The organism is Tsukamurella sp. USMM236 (assembly GCF_037148755.1).
In the GTDB taxonomy this organism is placed as follows: Bacteria; Actinomycetota; Actinomycetes; order Mycobacteriales; family Mycobacteriaceae; genus Tsukamurella.
In genome coordinates this window covers 30,486-48,973 of the sequence record NZ_JBBCSS010000005.1, presented here as the reverse complement: position 1 = coordinate 48,973, position 18,488 = coordinate 30,486, and the positions used below count along the sequence as shown (strand labels likewise).

Sequence of the window (18,488 nt, the reverse complement as noted above, 5' to 3'; positions counted from 1 at the left end):
TGACGCGCCCATGATCATCGTCGGCGTCGGCGGCGGTATCGCCGCCTACAAGGCGTGCGCTCTGGTCCGGCACTTCACCGAACGCGGGCACGAGGTGCGGGTGATCCCCACCGAGTCCGCGCTCAAGTTCGTCGGTGCCGCGACCTTCGAGGCGCTGTCGGGCAACCCCGTCCAGACGGGGGTCTTCGAGTCGATCCCCGAGGTGCCGCACGTGCGCCTCGGGCAGTCGGCCGACCTCGTCGTCATCGCCCCGGCGACCGCCGACCTGATGGCGCGCGCCGCCCAGGGCCGCGCCGACGACCTGCTGACCGGCACCCTCCTCACCGCCCGCTGCCCGGTCGTCTTCGCTCCGGCGATGCACACCGAGATGTGGGAGCACCCCGCCACCCGGGCCAACGTCGCGACTCTGCGCGAGCGCGGCGCCGTCGTCATCGAGCCCGCCTCGGGCCGGCTCACCGGGAAGGACACCGGCGCCGGCCGGCTGCCCGAGCCCGACGAGATCGGCGCCCTCGCCGACGTCCTGCTGGAGCACCCGGGAGCACTGAACCGTGACCTCGAGGGCCGGAAGGTCGTCGTCTCCGCGGGCGGTACCAAGGAGGCGCTCGACCCGGTCCGCTACCTCACCAACCGCAGCTCCGGGAAGCAGGGCTACGCCCTCGCCCGGCTCGCCGCGCAGCGCGGCGCGCAGGTGACGCTGGTCGCGGGGAACACCGTCGGCCTGGCCGACCCGTCGGCCGTCGAGGTCGTGCGCATCGCCTCCGCGCTGGACCTCCAGGCCGCCATGGCCGAGCACGCCGCCGACGCCGATCTCGTGATCATGGCCGCCGCGGTCGCGGATTACCGGCCCGCCGAGGTCGCCACCACCAAGCTCAAGAAGGGCGCCGACGGCAAGAGCGAGGCCCTCGAATCGATCACCATGATCGAAAATCCCGACGTGCTCGCCGGGCTCGTGGCCGCGCGCCGCGAGGGCTCCCTGCGCTCCGATGCCGTCATCGTCGGCTTCGCCGCGGAGACGGGCGACGCCAACGGGTCCGTCCTCGACTACGGCCGGGCCAAGCTGCGCCGCAAGGGCTGCGACCTGTTGGTGCTCAACGCGGTCGGCGACGGCCGCGCCTTCGAGGTCGACGAGAACTCCGGCTGGCTGCTGGGTGCGGACGGCGGCGAGACCGCCCTGCCCCTCGGCTCGAAGGCCGCCATGGCCGCGCGCATACTGGATGCCGCGGTTTCCCGCGTGCCGGCAGCGCGCTAGCATTTCCAATCGCAAACATCATCGAGAGGACGTCCGAAGTGGTTTCCGGTTTCGCCAGTTCCGCCCACCGCCTGTTCACCAGCGAGTCGGTCACCGAGGGCCACCCGGACAAGATCTGTGACGCCATCTCGGACTCGATCCTCGACGCCCTCCTCGCGGAGGATCCGACCTCGCGCGTCGCGGTCGAGACCCTGGTCACCACCGGCCAGGTCCACGTCGCCGGTGAGGTGACCACCTCCGCCTACGTCGACATCCCGCACATCGTGCGCGACAAGGTGCTCGAGATCGGCTACGACAGCTCCGCCAAGGGCTTCGACGGCAACTCCTGCGGCGTGAACATCGCCATCGGCGCGCAGAGCCCCGAGATCGCCCAGGGCGTCGACCGGGCCTACGAGCACCGCGTCGACGGCGCGCAGGACGAGATCGACGCCCAGGGCGCCGGCGACCAGGGCCTGATGTTCGGCTACGCCTGCTCGGACACCCCCGAGCTCATGCCGCTGCCGATCTCGCTGGCCCACCGCCTCTCGCGCCGCCTCACCGAGGTGCGGAAGAACGGCACCCTGCCCTACCTGCGCCCGGACGGCAAGACCCAGGTCACCATCGAGTACGCGGGCGAGCAGCCCGTCCGCCTCGACACCGTGGTCATCTCCAGCCAGCACGCCGCCGACATCGACATCGACGGCATGCTCGCCCCCGACCTGCGCACCCATGTGCTGAACACCGTGATCGCCGACCTGAACCTGCCCAGCCTCGACACCTCCGCGGTGCGGCTGCTGGTGAACCCGACGGGCAAGTTCGTGCTCGGCGGGCCGATGGGCGACGCGGGCCTGACCGGCCGCAAGATCATCGTCGACACCTACGGCGGCATGGCCCGCCACGGCGGCGGCGCCTTCTCCGGCAAGGACCCGTCGAAGGTGGACCGCTCGGCCGCGTACGCGATGCGCTGGGTCGCGAAGAACGCCGTCGCCGCGGGCCTCGCGGAGCGGATCGAGGTCCAGGTCGCCTACGCCATCGGCAAGGCCTCGCCCGTCGGCCTGTTCGTCGAGACCTTCGGCACCGAGCAGCTCGACCCGATCAAGATCCAGCAGGCCATCGCCCAAGTCTTCGACCTGCGTCCCCGCGCGATCATCAATGACCTCGACCTGCTCCGGCCGATCTACGCGCCCACCGCGGCGTACGGCCACTTCGGGCGCACCGACATCGACCTGCCGTGGGAGCGCACCGACCGCGTGGACGCCCTGCGCTCCGCGGCCGGCCTCTGACACCCGCCCCGACCGGTGTGACCGCACCCGGCCCCGCCGAGGCCGCGCAAGCGGCCGTCGAACTCCCGATCGCCCGCGTCCTGCCGCTGCTGCAGGTCAGCCACCTCGATCGGGAGTTCGACTATCTCGTCCCGCCCGAGCTGGACGAGCAGGCCCGGCCCGGCGTCCGGGTCCGGATCCGGTTCTCCGGCCGGCTCGTCGACGGCTATCTCCTCGAGCGGCTCCCGCGCACCGAGCACGAGGGCAAGCTCGCGCCGCTGCAGCGCGTCGTCTCCCCGCTGCCGGTCCTCACCCCGCCGGTGCTCAAGCTCGTCACCGAGGTCGCCGCACGCTACGCCGGAACCCGGGCCGACGTGCTGCGGCTCGCGATCCCGCCGCGACACGCCCGCGTCGAGAAGTCCCTGCTGGAGCAGGAACCCGCCGAACCCGCGCCGCCGGAGGCGCCCCCGGCGGCCCTCGCCGAGTACACCCACGGCACCCAGTTCGCGGCGGCGGCGGTCGCCGGACGGTCGCCGCGCGCGGTCTGGCAGGCCCTCCCGGGCGAGGACTGGGCGGCGCGCCTGGCCGAGCTCGCGGCCACCGTCGTCGCGGCCGGACGCACGGCGCTGCTCATCGTCCCCGATCAGGCCGATCTCGACCGGCTCGCCGCGGCGTGCGCCCACCTCGACCCCGCGGTGCTGGCCGCCGGCCTGGGGCCCTCCGCCCGGTACCGGCGGTGGCTGCTCGCGCTGCTCGGGCGGACCCGGGTCGTGATCGGCACGCGGAGCGCCGCGTTCGCGCCGCTGCCCGACCTCGGTCTCGTGGCCGTGTGGGACGACGGTGACGAGTCCTTCGTGGAGCCGCGCGCCCCGTACCCGCACACGCGGGAGGTGCTCGCGCTGCGGGCGCACCAGGAGGGCGCGGCGCTGGTCATCGGCGGTTTCGCCCGCACCCCCGAAGCGCAGGCCCTCGTCGAGGCGGGGTGGGCCGCGGAGATCGCGGCGCCCCGCGAGCTGGTCCGCAGCCGCTCGCCCCGCATCTCCGGGACCGCGGACTCGGACATCGCGCTGGCCCGCGACCCGCTCGCACGCTCGGCCCGGCTGCCCGCCGCGGCCTTCGCCGCCGCGCGGGAGGCGCTCGACGCCGACCGCCCCGTGCTCGTCCAGGTGCCGCGCCGCGGGTACGCGCCCGCGCTATCGTGCGAGCGCTGCCGAACACCGGCCCGGTGCCGGCGCTGTCACGGCCCGCTCGAGCAGGCCGGCGGAGGCGTCCTGCGCTGCCGGTGGTGCGCGCAGGACGACCCCGGGTACCGGTGCCCCGCCTGCGGCGGGTCCGCGATGCGCGCGGTGATCGTGGGCGCGATGCGCACCGCCGAGGAACTCGGCCGGGCCTTCCCCGGGGCGGCCGTCACGGTCTCCGGCGGCGAGACGGTGCACGCCGAGGCGCCCGCGGGCCGGCGGATCGTGGTCGCCACGCCCGGCGCGGAGCCCGTGGTCGACGGCGGCTACGGCGCGGCGCTGCTGCTCGACGGCTGGCTGCTGCTCGGCCGCGCGGACCTGCGGGCCGCGGAGGAGTCCTTCCGCCGCTGGATGAACGCGACCGCGCTGGTCGCCGCCGACGGTGCCGTGGTTTGCGGCGCGGATGCGGGTATCCGCGCGGTGCAGGCGCTGATCCGTTGGGATGCGGCCGGTTTCGCCGCCGCGGAGCTCGCCGAGCGGGCCGAGGTGGGGTTCCCGCCGGCCACGCACCTCGCCGCGCTCGACGGTGCCGAGGCCGACATCCGGGCCGTCGCGGACGCCGCGACGCTGCCCGACGGTGCCGAGGTGCTCGGCCCCGTCGACCTGCCGCCCGGGGTGCGGATCCCGGGCGCACCGGACGAGGGACCGCCGCCGCAGCGGCTCCTGGTGCGCGTCGCGCGCCGGGACGGTCGCGCCCTGGCGCGGGCGCTGTTCCTGGCGCAGGTGGGCCGGAGCCTGCGGCGCGAGGGCAACCCCGTCCGCATCCAGATCGACCCGCTGCGGATCGGTTAGGCGCCGCCCCGGCGCTGTGGCAGCCGGGCCTCGACGGCGCTGATCGACAGGCCGATCATGTACTCGAACTCGGCGTCCGCGTCGAACCGCGCGAGGTCGGGAGCCACCGACTCGACGGCCGGCAGGCCGCACGCGGCGAGCCCCGCCCGGCGGCGCTCGATGGCCTCGGCGTCCGTCATCCCGAAGGTCGGCGCCGCCTCGAACTCGCGGAGCAGCGTGCCGATGAGGGAGGCGAGCAGAGAGCGCATCAGGTGCACGGCCTCCGCGGGGGCGAATCCCGCACTGAGCAGGACGTCCAGGATCGACTGCGTCGGCGCCAGTGCGGCGACGGACTGCACCTGGCGGGTCAGCACGAGCGTGGCGGCCCGGGGGTGTGCCTGGGCCGCGGTGCGGAAGGCGCGCGCCACGCCCGCGAGATCGGCACCCAGGTCGCCCGTCGGGACGTGCACGACGATCGACCGGAGCAGGTGCTCGGTGACCGCGTCGAGCAGGTCGTCCTTGTCCCGGACGTGGTTGTAGAGGCTCTTCGCGTCCACCGACAGGTGCCGCGCGATGGACCGCATACCGACCTCGGCGACGCCGTCGCGGTCGATCAGCGCGAGCGCCGCCTCGACGACCGCGGCGCGCGACAGCCTCGGCGCTCCGAGGGCGGGGCGCCCCCGTCGGGGCCGCGGCGTGGTCATGAACCCCATCATCCCCTACATTCGGCACCCGAAAATATCCACGCTGTGGGTAATATGGCGGGATGATCGCCCACACCTCCCGCTTCGTCATGCCGCCCGCGTCCGTCCTCCGGGCGCGCGAGAAGCTGGTGCTCGACCACTTCCACGACGAGGTGCGCCAGGACTGGGACGCGACCCTGGCGACCTTCCCGCATCCGCACTACGAGCTCGTCGCGCAGATGACCGTGCACGACGGCGACGACGAGGTACGCGGCTACTACGCGGACACCCGGGTCGCCTTCCCCGACCAGGACCACGAGCTCATCGCGCTGCGGCACAGCGTGGACGCCGTGATCGTCGAGTTCTGGCTGCTCGGGACCCATCGCGGGCCGCTCGGCGCGATCCCGCCCACCGGGAGCCGCCACCGCACGCGGATGACGGCGTACTTCGTCTTCGACGAGGAGGAGCGCCTCGTCGCCGAGCGGATCTACTTCGACCAGCTGACCATCCTGCGGCAGCTCATCGGGGGCCTGAACCTGCGCAGCCCGAAGGGGCTGCTGACGCTGGGGCGGGTCCTGGTCGGCGCCCTCCGGATGCAGAGCGGCGCGCCGGATCCGAGGCTCACGCGGACCGCGCCGCCCCGGCTGGACGACTGACCCCTCGGGTCACTCCTCCTCGTCGGCCGCGGAGGCCTCGATCAGCTCGTCCGCCGTCGCCGCCTCGGGGTCCGGGCGCGGCTCGTCGGCGGATTCCGGTTCGGCGACGGGCTCGATGGGGTCGGAGGCGGATTCGGGCTCGGCGGCCGATTCGATGATGCCGGGCGACTCGGCCGGCGTGCCGACCTCGCGCGGTGCGTTCCCGGTGTCGATGGTCGCGGTGGACGGCTTGTCGGTCTCCTCGTCGGCGGCGGAGGCGATCCCGGCTCCGGAGAAGGTGATGGCTGCGGCGGCGACGATTGCTGCGAGAGTGCGCATGTCGGTGTCCTGGTGTCGGCTGCGGTGGCTGGCGACCGTTCCTTCATCGCGCGACCGACCCTACGCCGGTCGGCGACGGCGCGCAGGGGAGGTTCTAACCTCGAAGCCGTGACTGCGACGGGGTGGCGGGCCGGTTGGGCGAAGACGGACATCACGGGGGAGCCGTGGGGCGTGGGGCTGATGGGCTACGGCATGCCCGGCCAGCGCGGCCGCGGCCTCCTCACCCGGCAGTGGGCCCGCGCCTTCGTCATCGCCACACCCTCGCACCGGATGGCCTACGTGGTCGCCGACATCGGGATGTTCTTCCAGGCCGCGGTCGACGAGATCACCGATCGACTGGCCGCCGCGACCGCAGGCCGGCTGTCGGCCGAGAACGTCGTGCTCACCGCCACCCACACCCACTGCGGCCCCGGCGGCCACGGCCGCCACCGCCTCTACAACATCACCACCCTGGGGCACCACCGGCGCACCTTCCACCGCCTGGTCGACGGGGTCGTCCGCGCCGTCCTCGACGCGGAGGCCGCCCTCGCGCCCACCGAGCTGTCGCTGGCTCACGGCGAGCTGCACGACGCCTCCGTCAACCGCAGCGCGAGCTCCTTCGACCGCAACCCGGATCGCGACCGGCTGCCCGGCCGCATCGACCCCGCGGTCACCCTGCTGCGCCTCGAGCGCGACGGCGAGCTCCGCGCCGCGATCGACTGGTTCGCCGTGCACTGCACGTCGATGGGCAACGGCAACCGCCTCGTCAGCTCCGACAACAAGGGCTGGGCCGCGGCCGCCTGGGAGACCGCCGAGCGCGACGTTCATCCCGACTTCGTGAGCGCCTTCGCCCAGACCAACTCCGGCGACATGTCGCCCAATCTCGGGGGCGCCGCCGGCCACGGCCCCACGGACGACGAGCGGGCCAATACCGCCGAGATCGGCAGGCGCCAGCTCGACGCCGCCCGGCTGCTCGCCGACGGACCCGGCCGCCCGCTGACGCCGGTCATCGGCCACCGCCTCACCCACGTCGACTTCGGCGCGGCGCAGACGGCGACGGGGCCCACCGGCCGCGCCGTGCTCGGCGCCGCCTTCGCCGCCGGCACGACCGACGGGATCGGGTCACCGGCGTTCCACCAGGGCCTGGGCAACCGCATCGGCCTGATCAGCCGGGCGCTGTACCGCCGCCGCCCGGTGCTCGCGGCGCAGCAGGCGCCGAAGGAGATGTTCCTGCCCGCCGGCGCGCTCGGCTGGGTGCAGGAGGTGCTCCCGGTCCAGTTGATCCGGCTGGGGGAGCTGCACCTGCTCTGCCTGCCCGTCGAGGTCACCGTTACGGCGGGCGCTCGCCTCCGGGACGCGGTCGCCGCGGCGGCGGGGATCGACCCGCACGACGTGCTGGTCCAGGGCTACGCCAACGGCTACGCGCACTACCTCACCACGCCCGAGGAGTACGACGCGCAGCGCTACGAGGCCGGGAGCACCGTCTTCGGGCGCAATCAGCTGGCCGCCTTCACGGAGGCCGCACAGCGACTCGCCGCCGACCTCGCCGCGGGGCGCCCCTCGGAGCCGGGCGCGCCCCCGCCGCGGCAGCGCGCCCCACGGATCGGTTCGCCGTCGGGCTCGACGATGCTGAGCCGGCCCCGCCCGGTCCGCGTGGCGGCCGTGCGGACGCCGGTCGACGGGGGCCGGCTCGCCGTCGATTTCGACTGCCCGCACCCGAACCGCGTGATCCCCGACAGCTACGCGCGGGTCGAGCGGCGCGAGGGTGACCGCTGGGTGCCCGTCGCCGACGACGACGCCCCGTCGACCGAGATCACCTGGCGCCGAAGGAGATCCGTGTTCACGGCGACGGTCACGGTCGACCTCGGTGGAGTTCCCGGCGAGTACCGCGTCGGCTACGCCGAGGCGGAGCCGGGCAGGTACGCGTGGGCGCCCGTGCGGCTGGGTGTGTCCGAAGATTCGGCTCAGAGGTGCGCGAGCGCCCGGACGGGGTCCTCGACGTAGTCGGCGAACAGCCGGAGGAAGCCGCCCGCCTCGCCGCCGTCGCACACGCGGTGATCGAAGGCGAGCGAGACCTGGGCGACCTTGCGGACGACGATCGCACCGTCGACCACCCAGGGCCGGTCGATGATCCGCCCGATCCCGAGGATCGCGGCCTCGGGGTGGTTGATGATCGGCGCGGAGCCGTCGACGCCGAAGACGCCGTAGTTGTTGAGCGTGAACGTGCCCCCGGTGAGCCGGGCGGGCGGCAGCGCGCCGTCCCGCGCGAGCGCGGTGGTCTCGGCCAGCCGCCGTGCGAGCTCGACCGTGGTCAGGCTGTCGGCGTCCGCGATCACCGGCACGACGAGGCCCCGCGGCGTCTGCGCCGCGATCCCGAGGTGCACCCGACCGTGCTGGACGATCTGCCGGCGATCGGCGTCGACGGTGGAGTTGAGCTGGGGGAACCGCCGCAGCGCCGCGACCGCGAGGCGCGCCAGCAGCGCGAGCAGGCTCACCCGATCCGCGTCGGGGAGCGTCGCGTTCATCGCGGTCCGCGCCGCGAGGAGCTCCGTGGCGTCGACGTCGACCCACGTGGTGGCCTCCGGGATCTCGCGCCGGCTCGTGGTCAGCTTGTCCGCCACGGCCTTCCGGATGCCGTTGAGCGGGATCCGGACGTCGCTCCTGCCCGCGGCCGGTCGCTCCGGCACGGGCGGGGCTGTGCGAGCGGCGAGCGCCGCGTCGACATCCGCGCGGCGGATGACGCCGCCCACGCCCGAGGGGCGCACCGTCGACAGGTCCAGCCCGCGCTCGCGGGCGAGGTCGCGGACCACTGGGGAGATGACTCGCGTGACGGCCGGCGCCGCCTGCTCGCGGGCCGGAGCCTGCGCGGGTGCGGCCGCGGCCTTCGGGGAGGCGGCGCGTCGCCGCCGGGTGGGCCGGTCCGCGCTCGTCCCGTAGCCGATGAGCACGTTCCCGGACGGGCCGTCGGCGGGCGGGCCGTCGGCGGATGGACCGCCGAGGGGCGGGGCGGCAGTGGTGGCCGGGGTCAGGACGCCGACGGAGATGAGCGGCGCGCCGACGCGCAGCGTCTCACCCGGCTCGCCGTGGAGGGCGATGACGGTGCCCGCGAACGGGACCGGCACCTCGACGGCCGCCTTGGCGGTCTCCACCTCGACGATCACCTGGTCGACGGTCACGGTGTCGCCGACGCCGACGCGCCACGACAGGATGTCGGCCTCGGTCAGTCCCTCGCCGAGGTCGGGGAGCAGGAAGACCTGGTCGCTCATGCCGTCACCGCCCAGCGCGCGTCGACGCGGTCGTCCCACTGCAGCCGGTCGACGGTGTCCAGGATCCGGTCCACGCCGGGCAGGTGCAGCCGCTCGAGCTTCGGTGGGGGATAGGGGATGTCGAGGCCGCTCACCCGCAGCACGGGCGCGTGCAGGTGGTGGAAGCAGCGCTCCTGCACGCGGGCCGCGATCTCGGCGCCGACGCCGGCGAAGCCCTGCGCCTCCTGCACCACCACGCACCGCCCGGTGCGCCGCACCGACGCCGCCACCGTCTCGTCGTCGAACGGGACGAGCGTGCGCAGATCCACCACCTCGAGCGAGATCCCGTCCTCGGCCGCGGCCGCCGCGGCGTCGAGCGCGACGCCGACCGACGGGCCGTACGCGACCAACGTCGCGTCCGTGCCCGCGCGCCGCACGACGGCCCGCCCCATCGGCGCGCCGACCGTCAGATCCGCCTCCGCGGAGGCGAAGTAGAGGCGCTTGGGCTCCAGGAGGACGACGGGGTCGGGATCGTCGATCGCGCGCCGCAGCAGGGTGTACGCGTCGTCGACGGTGGCGGGGGCCGCGACCTTCAACCCGGGCGTGTGGACGTAGTAGGCCTCGCTCGAATCGCAGTGGTGCTCCACGCCGCCGATGCCCCCGGCGTAGGGCACGCGGATCACCATCGGCACCGCGAGCGCGCCGCGGGTGCGATTGCGGAGCTTGGCGACGTGGGAGACGATCTGCTCGAACGCGGGGTACGCGAAGGCGTCGAACTGCATCTCGACCACGGGCTTGAAGCCCGCCATGGTCATGCCGACGGCGAAGCCGACGATGCCCGACTCCGCGAGCGGCGTGTCGAAGCAGCGGTCGGCCCCGAACTCGCGGGTCAGGCCGTCGGTGACGCGGAAGACGCCGCCGAGCGTGCCGACGTCCTCGCCGAAGACGACCACGTCGGGATCCGCCGCGAGCGCGTCGCGCAGTGCGGTGTTCAGGGCCTGGGCCATGGTGTGTCGCGGCATCTCTCAGTCCTCCTGGGCGTCCGACGCGGCGGCCAGTTCAGCCTCGACCTGCGCCTGCTGCTCGCGCAGCTGCGGGGTGGGTTCGGCGTAGACGTGCCGGAACAGGTCGGCGGGGTCGACGGGGCGATCGGCGTTCATCTTCGAACGCAGGTCCGCGGCGGCGGCCTCGGCCTCGTCGGCGATCGCGGCGACGGCGGCGTCGTCGATCCGGCCCCGCGCCCGGAGATGGGTCTCCAGCCGGGTGATCGGGTCGCGGCGGATCCACTCCTCGACCTCCGCCGCGGAGCGGTAGCGGGTGGCGTCGTCGGCGTTGGTGTGCGCGTCGATCCGATAGGTGTGCGCCTCGACGATCACCGGCCCGTTGCCCGAGCGGACGAAGTGGGCGGCCTCCTGCATCACGCCCAGCATGGCGATCGGGTCGTTGCCGTCGACCTGCTCGGATCCGATGCCGTAGCCGACGCCCTTGTGCGCCAGGCTCGGGGCGGCGGTCTGCCGGGAGAGCGGCACACTGATCGCGAATCCGTTGTTCTGCACCAGGAAGACCACGGGCGCGTGGAAGACCGCGGCGAAGTTGAGCGCCTCGTGGAAGTCGCCCTCGCTGGTGCCGCCGTCGCCGCACAGGGCGAGCGCGATGGTGTCGGTGCCGCGCAGGTCCTCGCCGTGCGCCACGCCCGCCGCGTGCAGCAGCTGCGTGGCGAGCGGGGTGCACTGCGGCGCGGTGCGCAGGGCCGCCGGGTCGTAGCCGCAGTGCCAGTCGCCGGCCAGCAGCGTCAGCACCTGCACCGGATCCACGCCGCGGGCGGCCAGCGCGACCGAATCGCGGTACGTCGGGAACATCCAGTCCGTCGGGCGCAGGCACATCGCCGCGGCGATCTGGCACGCGTCCTGCCCGTGCGAGGAGGGGTAGACGGCGAGCCGGCCCTGCTTCGTCAGGGCGGTGGCCTGCGCGTCGAAACGCCTGCCCAGCACCATGAGCCGGTACATCTCGACCAGGCGGTCGTCGTCGGGATGGGGGTAGCGGGCGTGCGAGTCGGTGAGCTCGCCCGCCTCGTCGAGGTACTGCACGGGCGTGTCGGCCGGAAGGAACTTCCGGTACGTCGGCTCGCTCGTGAGATCGCTGGTCGTGGTCACGTCGTCCTCCCTGGTCGGCTGCTCGTCGAGAGTCGCACCGCGCGGACGGGATTCCTACGGAACCGGTGAGTAGCGAGACGATCGTCGTAGGATTGAATGAATCAAGAGCAGATCATCCGGAATCGATGCGGGACGCGGGACGGAGCTGGACGGATGGCGGACGGCACCGAGCACCCCGCTCTGGACGGTTTCGATCGCCGGATCCTGCAGGTGCTGGCGGAGGACGGCCGGATCTCGATGCGTGCGCTCGCCGAGCGCGTGCACGTCTCGCGGGCCAACGCCTACGTGCGGGTGGAGCGGCTGGAGCGCAGCGGGGTGATCCGCGGCTACGCGGCGCGCGTGGACCACGAGCGCGCCGGCTTCGGCACCTCGGCGTACATCGGGCTGTCGATCCGCCAGGACGCGTGGAAGGACGTCGCCGAGCACCTGCGAGAGCTGCCCTACGTCGAGCACTTCGCCCTGGTCGGCGGCGATTTCGACGTGCTTCTCCTGGTGCGGACGCCGGACAACGCCGCCCTGCGCGACGTGGTGCTCGTCAGTCTGCAGGCGCTGGAGGGCGTGCGGTCCACCCGCACGTGGCTGATCTTCGACGAGGCCGACCGCCCGGGCGCGCTCGGCCCGCCCGATCCGGGCACCGTCGGATAGCGCGAACGACCCGGCCCCCTGGAGGTGGGCCGGGTCGTTCGTCGTGCGCGTGCTGCGGGCTAGACGACGCCGAGCGCGAGCATCGCGTTCGCGACGCGGATGAAGCCGGCGATGTTCGCGCCGGTCACGTAGTCGCCGGGGCTGCCGTACTCGTCGGCGGTCTCCAGGCAGCGGTCGTGGATACCCCGCATGATGTCGGCGAGCCGGTCCTCGGTGTAATCGAAGGACCAGGAGTCGCGGGAGGCGTTCTGCTGCATCTCCAGCGCGCTGGTGGCCACGCCGCCGGCGTTGGCCGCCTTGCCCGGCGCGAAGGAGACCTTCGCCTCGGCGAAGAGCTTCACGGCCTCCGGGGTGCACGGCATGTTGGCGCCCTCGGCGACGAAGTTCGTGCCGTTCTTGATCAGCCGGTCGGCGGCGTCGCCGTCGAGCTCGTTCTGGGTGGCGCAGGGGAGCGCGATATCGCACGGCACGTCCCAGACGGACCCGCCGGGCACGAAGATCGCGCCGCGCTCGGCCGCGTAGACGTCGATCCGCGCGCGGCGGCGCTCCTTGACGTCCTTGAGCAGCTCCAGGTCGATGCCCTTCTCGTCCACCACGTAGCCCGACGAATCGGAGCACGCGATGACGGTGCCGCCCAGCTGCTCGACCTTCTCCGTCGCATACACGGCCACGTTGCCGGAGCCGGAGACCACGACCCGCTTGCCCTCGAAGGAGTCGCCCTGCGTCTTGAGCATCTCGTTGAGGAAGAACACCGCGCCGTAGCCGGTCGCCTCGGTGCGCACCTGCGAGCCGCCCCAGGTGAGGCCCTTGCCGGTGAGGACGCCCGACTCGTAGCGGTTGGTGATCCGCTTGTACTGGCCGAACAGGTAGCCGATCTCGCGGCCGCCCACACCGATGTCGCCCGCGGGGACGTCGGTGTACTCGCCGATGTGGCGGTAGAGCTCCGTCATGAAGGACTGGCAGAACCGCATGATCTCGCCGTCGCTGCGGCCCTTGGGGTCGAAGTCCGAGCCGCCCTTGCCGCCGCCGATGGGCAGGCCGGTCAGCGAGTTCTTGAAGATCTGCTCGAAGCCGAGGAACTTCACGATGCCCAGGTACACCGACGGGTGGAACCGCAGGCCGCCCTTGAAGGGGCCGAGCGCGGAGTTGAACTCGACGCGGAAGCCGCGGTTGAGCTGCACGTTGCCGTTGTCGTCCTGCCACGGCACGCGGAAGATGATCTGGCGCTCCGGCTCGCAGAGGCGGCGGATGACGGCCGCGTCGACGTACTCGGGGTGCTTGCTGACCACCGGCGCGAGCGAATCGAGGACCTCTTTCGCGGCCTGGTGGAACTCGGTCTCCCCGGGGTTCCGCCGGAGGACCTCGTCGTACAGCGTCCCCAGCGTGCCCTCAACGTGCGCCATTGCACAGTCCCTTCTGTCCGTAATGACCGTCAGGGGCACATTACGGTGTAAGCGATTGCAGCAGGCTCGCGCCCTGCGCCCGGCGGGACCGCGGTCCCGCCGCCGTCATCCGCGCGGCCGGAACTCGTCGACGTAGCCCAGGATCGCCTTCTGCACGACGGGCCAGTACCGGTTCTGCGACTGCGACGGCTGGTAGATGTTGTGGCCCGCGCCGGGCAGCAGCACCGTCTCGCCGCGGCCGCCCTTGGCCTTCAGCGCGGCGACGAAGGCCTCGCAGCCGGCGGGCCGGACGATGCGGTCCGCGGTGCCGTTGAAGCACGTCACGGGGACCTTGGGGTTGATGTTCTGGATCGGGTCGGCGACGGCGAACTGCTGCGGGAACTCGTCCGGCAGGCCCAGGAAGAGCCGGGTGTTGACGTTGCCGTCGGCGACCGCGCGGCGCATGTCGAGGACGCCGCCCATCGAGACGACCGCGGCGGGCGTCACCGCCGGCACGCTGCCCATCGCCCCGGGCGTGAGCATCGAGCGCGCGGACGCCCACACGGCCAGCTGACCGCCCGCGGAGTGCCCGGCGACGACGACGTCGTTCAGGTCCAGGTTCGGCGCGTACTGCGCCTTCACCGTCTGCAGGAAGTCGATCGCCGCGGCGGTGTCGGTGAGCGTGGTGGGGTAGCCGCCACCGGCGCCGATCCGCCGGTACTCGACGTTCCACACCGCGACCCCGTGGCTGACCAGCGACCGAGCCATCTCCGACATCGATCCCGCCGCCGAGGGCGTGCGCCAGCCGCCGCCGTGTAGCAGCACCACGACGGGGATCTGCGCGGGCAGCTGGATCGTGGTGCGGGCGCTGAGCGGGCCGCCCGACGGGTTCTGCTGGAGCGCCGGATTGGCGGGCAGGTACAGCTCGCCGTAGTTCTGCTCGGGATCCGGGACCCCGTCCGGGACGGGGTAGACGATGCGCTGCGGCTGCGTGACCGGGAACTTCCCGACCAGCGAGGCCGGGTTCATCGGGGGATAGGACGCCGAGGGGGACGCCGGTGCCGACGACGAAGGAGCACCCTTGCCACCGGTGACGGTGGTGGTGCACCCCGTGCCGAAGAGCACGGAAAGGCAGACGACGGCGCCGATCAGCGGCCGCCGGGCGCGCGCGAACTGCACGTCGACCCTCTCTCGCCCGGCGGGGCGGTTCATGGCGTTTCCGTCCGGAATCCTAAGGCAACCCTGGCTCGAACTGCTAGTGCGGGCGCGCCGCTGTGACAGGTGCCGCTGCCCCGTGTTCGGTCCGGGCTGGATAATGGGGGGATGAGTGTGCTCCCCGTTCGCATCTATCCGGACCCCGTACTGCGCACCCCCGCGGATGAGGTGACGGTCTTCGACGCCGATCTCGCGCGGCTGGTCGACGACATGATCGACACGATGCACCACCACAACGGCGCCGGCCTGGCGGCGCCGCAGGTGGGCGTGAGCAAGCGGGTCTTCGTGTACGGCTGCGGCGGCCGCGAGGGCCACCTGATCAACCCGGTGTGGCGCGCCGTCGGCGACGAGCTGCAGACCGCGGCCGAGGGCTGCCTGTCGATCCCGGAGGTGCGCGGCGAGTGCACCCGCCACATGAACGTCGTGGCCGAGGGCGTCGACGTCACGGGCGCCCCCGTCACCCTCGAGGCCACCGAGATCCTGGCCCGCTGCATCCAGCACGAGAGCGACCACCTCGACGGCGTGCTCTACCTGAGCCGCCTCGACCCCGAGGAGCGCAAGGCCGTGATGCGGGTGATCCGCAGCTCTCCGTGGTTCACCGATCCGGCCGCCACCCTGGCCGCCGGTGCCGGTGGCGCGGGCGGACGCGCCTGATGCGGCTGCTGTTCGCGGGCACCCCCGAGCCCGCCGTCCCGGCGCTTCGCGCCCTCCTCGCCTCGGACCACGAGGTCGTGGGCGTGCTCACCCGCCCCGACGCCCGCTCGGGCCGCGGCCGCGGCGTGCGCCGCTCGCCCGTCGGGCAGGTGGCCGACGAGGCCGGGATCCCCGTGCTCACGCCCGCCACACTGCGGGATCCGGACGCGCGGGCGGCGATCGTCGACCTGGCGCCGGACTGCTGCCCGGTCGTCGCCTACGGCGGGATGATCCCGCCCGATCTCCTGGACGTCCCCGTCCACGGGTGGATCAACCTGCACTTCTCGCTGCTCCCCGCGTGGCGCGGCGCCGCCCCGGTGCAGGCCGCGCTGGAGGCCGGCGACGAGGTCACCGGCGCGTCCACCTTCCGCATCGAGGCGGGCCTCGACACCGGCCCGGTGTTCGGCGTGCTCACCGAGCGGATCCGGCCCGACGACACCGCGACGGTGCTGCTCGACCGGCTCGCCGAGCACGGCGCCGAGCTGCTCACGCGTACCGTCGACGGGGTGGAGGCCGGCGCGCTGCAGGCCCAGCCCCAGTCCGCCGACGGCGTCTCGCACGCGCCGAAGGTCACCGTCGACGCCGCGCGGGTGCGTTTCGACCTGCCCGCGGGCGCCGTCGACCGGCACATCCGCGCCATGACCGACGCGCCGGGCGCGTGGGTGCCGCTGGGCGAGGCGCGGCTCAAGCTCGGGCCCGCCGTCGTCGACCCCGAGGCGGAGCGCCTGGCCCCGGGCGAGTTGCGGGTCACCAAGCGCGACGTCCTCGTGGGCACCGCCACGGCGCCCCTGCGGCTCGGCACCGTCCAGCCGCCCGGCAAGAAGCCCATGCCCGCCGCCGACTGGGCGCGCGGCGCCCGGGTCGAGTCCGGCACGATCCTCGGAGGCGACCAGTGACCGATCCCGCGCGCAGTGCCGCACTCGAGACCCTCGCCGCCGTCCGCGAGCGGGGCGCCTACGCCAACCTCGTGCTGCCCGGCCTGCTCCGGGACAAGCGGCTCAAGGGCCGCGACGCGGCCTTCGCCACCGAGCTCACCTACGGCACCTGCCGCGCCCAGGGGCTCCTCGACGCGGTGATCGAGGACGCCTCCGGGCGCCCGGTCGCCGACATCGACGGCCCCGTGCTCGACGCGCTGCGCCTGGGCGTCTACCAGCTGCTGCGCACCCGGGTGGGGGCGCACGCGGCCGTCTCCGAGACTGTGGACGCCGTGAAGGCGACCGCCGGCCGCGGCGCCTCCGGTTTCGCCAATGCGGTCTTGCGGAAGGTGTCCAAGGACGACGAGGACACCTGGGTCTCCCGCGTGGCCCCGCCCGCCGCGGACGACCTGCTCGGGCACCTGGCCATGCAGTACGCGCACCCGCGGTGGATCGCCGAGGCGTTCTGGGAGTCGCTGCGCGCCAACGGCATCAACTCGATGGGGCAGCTGCAGGCGCTGCTCGCCTCCGACGATTCCAGGCCGCCCGTGCACCTCGTCGCGCGACCGGGGGAGATCTCCGCCGAGGAGCTGGCGCTCATCGTCGAGGGGGAGACCGGCCGGCTCTCGCCCTACGCGGTGTACCTTCCCGGCGGCGATCCCGGCGCGCTGGACCCCGTCCGCGACGGCCTCGCCGGTGTGCAGGACGAGGGTTCGCAGCTGGTGGCCCGGGCGGCGGCGGTCGCGCCGCTCGAGGGGCCCGACGGTGGCCGCTGGCTCGACCTGTGCGCCGGGCCGGGCGGGAAGGCCGCGCTGCTCGGCTCGCTCGCCGCTATCGACGACGCCCGCGTCGACGCCGTCGAACCCGCCGAGCACCGGGCTGAGCTGGTGCGCAAGGCGATTCGCGGGCTCCCCGTGGATGTGCACGTGGCCGACGGCCGCGCGTCGGGGCTGGAGCCGGGCTACGACCGGGTTCTGGTCGACGCCCCGTGCTCGGGCATCGGCGCCCTGCGACGCCGGCCCGAGGCGCGCTGGCGCAAGCAGCCCTCCGACGTCGCGGGCCTGACGGTGCTGCAGCGCGAGCTGCTCACCGCCGCTGCCGAGCTCACCCGCCCGGGCGGCGTGGTGCTCTACGCGACCTGCTCCCCGCACGTCGCCGAGACGCTCGGCATCGTCGGCGACGAGGAGCTGCTGGCGGCCGCGGGGCTGGAGCGGATCGACACCCGCCCGCTGGTCCCCGAGACGGACCTGCCGCTGGGCGACGGCCCGCACGTGCAGCTCTGGCCCCACCTCCACGGCACCGACGGCATGTTCTTCCAGGCCCTGCGCAAGCTCCCCTAATCCGATTGAACGACGTTCTGGAGACTATGACCTGCGCTTTTGCTCTCCGGAACGTCGTTCAATCGGTGGATCTTCGGGAGTTTGAGGGGCGGGTTCGTGGGCGACGGTCCGCTCCAGCCCCGCGTCCGTAGCTCGCGGGCGACGCGGTCGAGGAACGTCGCTCGGCCGCTGAGGAGCATCGGTGAGGTGACGCGGATGATGATCCATTTCTGGTCGGTGATGGCGTTCCAGCGGGCGATGTCGATGCGTTGTTGCTCTGTCGAGCGGTGGTAGCCGCCGTCGTACTCGATGGCGATGCGGTACTTCCCGGAACCGAGGTCGACGTGAAAGGGCGTACCGGGGACCGGTTGCTGCGGCCGGAAGAAGTCGAGGCCAGATCGATGAACGACGAGGCGTGAGTAGGTCTCCCAAGGGGACTGCGCGCGGTTGCTGGCCTCGGCGATGACGTCGCGTACCCGATTCGCCCCGTACAGACCGGGATGCGTGTCGAGATAGGCGAGAATGGCGGCCTTCGTGGTCAGGGACCTGCCGAGCCGATCGGCGCGGATGAACTGATCCACCCCCGCGATCTTCTCGTCACCCTCGGCGAAGCGGGCCACGTCGACGGCGGTCCGAACGATCGATGTGGCGACGTGCCCGGACACGGTGACGACGTCCTCGACAGGGAGGTGACCGCAGCGCATCACCACGCCGTGTCGCCTCCCCTGCGCGGGAAGCCAGATCTCCGGCCTGTGGCCGACGGCGTACTCGACACCGTGTAGAGCCG

At 73.3% G+C, this 18,488-nt stretch carries 17 protein-coding genes; 9 read left to right on the top strand and 8 right to left on the bottom strand.

The window, feature by feature from the left end; all coding sequences use genetic code 11:
• Positions 1–10: 10 nt before the first annotated feature.
• Genes coaBC through WFK95_RS17050 form a run of 3 tightly spaced genes read left to right on the top strand, consistent with a single transcriptional unit; the run spans position 11 to position 4,520 of the window.
• Positions 11–1,249, top strand: a complete 1,239-nt coding sequence (coaBC, locus tag WFK95_RS17060; RefSeq protein WP_224646560.1) for a bifunctional phosphopantothenoylcysteine decarboxylase/phosphopantothenate--cysteine ligase CoaBC — start codon at positions 11–13, stop codon at positions 1,247–1,249.
• Positions 1,250–1,287: 38 nt separating this feature from the next.
• A complete protein-coding gene (gene metK, locus WFK95_RS17055; protein ID WP_336671341.1) occupies positions 1,288–2,511 on the top strand; it encodes a methionine adenosyltransferase in 1,224 nt (407 codons plus the stop codon).
• Between the two features lie 17 nt (positions 2,512–2,528).
• Positions 2,529–4,520: a primosomal protein N' gene (locus WFK95_RS17050; RefSeq protein ID WP_336671340.1), complete on the top strand. Its 1,992-nt coding sequence runs from the start codon at positions 2,529–2,531 to the stop codon at positions 4,518–4,520.
• On the opposite strand, the gene WFK95_RS17045 is transcribed toward WFK95_RS17050, so the two are convergent.
• On the bottom strand, positions 4,517–5,203 hold the full coding sequence (locus WFK95_RS17045; RefSeq protein WP_336671339.1) for a TetR/AcrR family transcriptional regulator: 687 nt from the start codon (positions 5,201–5,203) through the stop codon (positions 4,517–4,519). The two genes, WFK95_RS17050 and WFK95_RS17045, sit on opposite strands and share 4 nt — an antisense overlap.
• Before the next feature lie 62 nt (positions 5,204–5,265).
• On the opposite strand from WFK95_RS17045, the gene WFK95_RS17040 reads away from it, so the two are divergent.
• Positions 5,266–5,838 (top strand): ester cyclase, encoded by a 573-nt coding sequence (locus tag WFK95_RS17040; RefSeq protein WP_336671338.1) that lies wholly within the window; start codon positions 5,266–5,268, stop codon positions 5,836–5,838.
• Between the two features lie 9 nt (positions 5,839–5,847).
• Here the strand turns inward: WFK95_RS17040 and WFK95_RS17035 are convergent, their stop codons facing one another.
• Positions 5,848–6,156 carry a hypothetical protein gene (locus WFK95_RS17035; RefSeq protein ID WP_336671337.1) on the bottom strand — a complete coding sequence of 103 codons (309 nt, stop codon included), beginning with the start codon at positions 6,154–6,156 and terminating at the stop codon, positions 5,848–5,850.
• Between the two features lie 108 nt (positions 6,157–6,264).
• Here WFK95_RS17035 and WFK95_RS17030 point away from each other — a divergent pair, with 108 nt between their 5' ends.
• Entirely contained in the window at positions 6,265–8,139 is a 1,875-nt protein-coding gene (locus WFK95_RS17030; protein ID WP_336671336.1) for a neutral/alkaline non-lysosomal ceramidase N-terminal domain-containing protein, read from the top strand.
• On the opposite strand, the gene WFK95_RS17025 is transcribed toward WFK95_RS17030, so the two are convergent.
• From WFK95_RS17025 to pdhA, 3 genes are read right to left on the bottom strand one after another with little or no spacing between them, the layout of a single operon-like run.
• Positions 8,100–9,401 carry a dihydrolipoamide acetyltransferase family protein gene (locus WFK95_RS17025; RefSeq protein WP_336671335.1) on the bottom strand — a complete coding sequence of 434 codons (1,302 nt, stop codon included), beginning with the start codon at positions 9,399–9,401 and terminating at the stop codon, positions 8,100–8,102. The genes WFK95_RS17030 and WFK95_RS17025 overlap by 40 nt on opposite strands.
• On the bottom strand, positions 9,398–10,402 hold the full coding sequence (locus WFK95_RS17020) for an alpha-ketoacid dehydrogenase subunit beta (RefSeq protein WP_336671334.1): 1,005 nt from the start codon (positions 10,400–10,402) through the stop codon (positions 9,398–9,400). Before WFK95_RS17020 ends, WFK95_RS17025 begins: the two co-directional genes overlap by 4 nt.
• A gap of 3 nt (positions 10,403–10,405) precedes the next feature.
• Complete coding sequence (gene pdhA / locus WFK95_RS17015; protein WP_336671333.1) at positions 10,406–11,533, bottom strand: pyruvate dehydrogenase (acetyl-transferring) E1 component subunit alpha; 1,128 nt, start codon at positions 11,531–11,533, stop codon at positions 10,406–10,408.
• A 153-nt stretch (positions 11,534–11,686) separates the two neighbouring features.
• On the opposite strand from pdhA, the gene WFK95_RS17010 reads away from it, so the two are divergent.
• Positions 11,687–12,178, top strand: a complete 492-nt coding sequence (locus tag WFK95_RS17010) for an Lrp/AsnC family transcriptional regulator (protein ID WP_336671332.1) — start codon at positions 11,687–11,689, stop codon at positions 12,176–12,178.
• Positions 12,179–12,237: 59 nt separating this feature from the next.
• Here WFK95_RS17010 and gdhA read toward each other — a convergent pair whose 3' ends face one another.
• Positions 12,238–13,581 carry an NADP-specific glutamate dehydrogenase gene (gene gdhA / locus WFK95_RS17005; protein ID WP_224646718.1) on the bottom strand — a complete coding sequence of 448 codons (1,344 nt, stop codon included), beginning with the start codon at positions 13,579–13,581 and terminating at the stop codon, positions 12,238–12,240.
• A 105-nt stretch (positions 13,582–13,686) separates the two neighbouring features.
• Positions 13,687–14,739 carry an alpha/beta hydrolase family protein gene (locus WFK95_RS17000; RefSeq protein WP_336671331.1) on the bottom strand — a complete coding sequence of 351 codons (1,053 nt, stop codon included), beginning with the start codon at positions 14,737–14,739 and terminating at the stop codon, positions 13,687–13,689.
• A 144-nt stretch (positions 14,740–14,883) separates the two neighbouring features.
• On the opposite strand from WFK95_RS17000, the gene def reads away from it, so the two are divergent.
• The 3 genes from def to WFK95_RS16985 are packed head-to-tail and all read left to right on the top strand — an operon-like array spanning position 14,884 to position 17,722.
• The gene (gene def / locus WFK95_RS16995; RefSeq protein ID WP_224646716.1) at positions 14,884–15,429 is read left to right on the top strand and encodes a peptide deformylase; all 546 of its coding nucleotides are present in this window, start codon (positions 14,884–14,886) and stop codon (positions 15,427–15,429) included.
• Positions 15,429–16,364, top strand: coding sequence for a methionyl-tRNA formyltransferase (locus tag WFK95_RS16990; protein WP_336671330.1), 936 nt, complete (start codon positions 15,429–15,431; stop codon positions 16,362–16,364). Before def ends, WFK95_RS16990 begins: the two co-directional genes overlap by 1 nt.
• Positions 16,310–17,722, top strand: coding sequence for an RsmB/NOP family class I SAM-dependent RNA methyltransferase (locus WFK95_RS16985; RefSeq protein ID WP_443081576.1), 1,413 nt, complete (start codon positions 16,310–16,312; stop codon positions 17,720–17,722). The genes WFK95_RS16990 and WFK95_RS16985 overlap by 55 nt, the downstream gene beginning before the upstream one ends.
• Here the strand turns inward: WFK95_RS16985 and WFK95_RS16980 are convergent.
• Complete coding sequence (locus WFK95_RS16980; RefSeq protein ID WP_336671329.1) at positions 17,719–18,321, bottom strand: endonuclease domain-containing protein; 603 nt, start codon at positions 18,319–18,321, stop codon at positions 17,719–17,721. The two genes, WFK95_RS16985 and WFK95_RS16980, sit on opposite strands and share 4 nt — an antisense overlap.
• Positions 18,322–18,488: the final 167 nt, after the last annotated feature.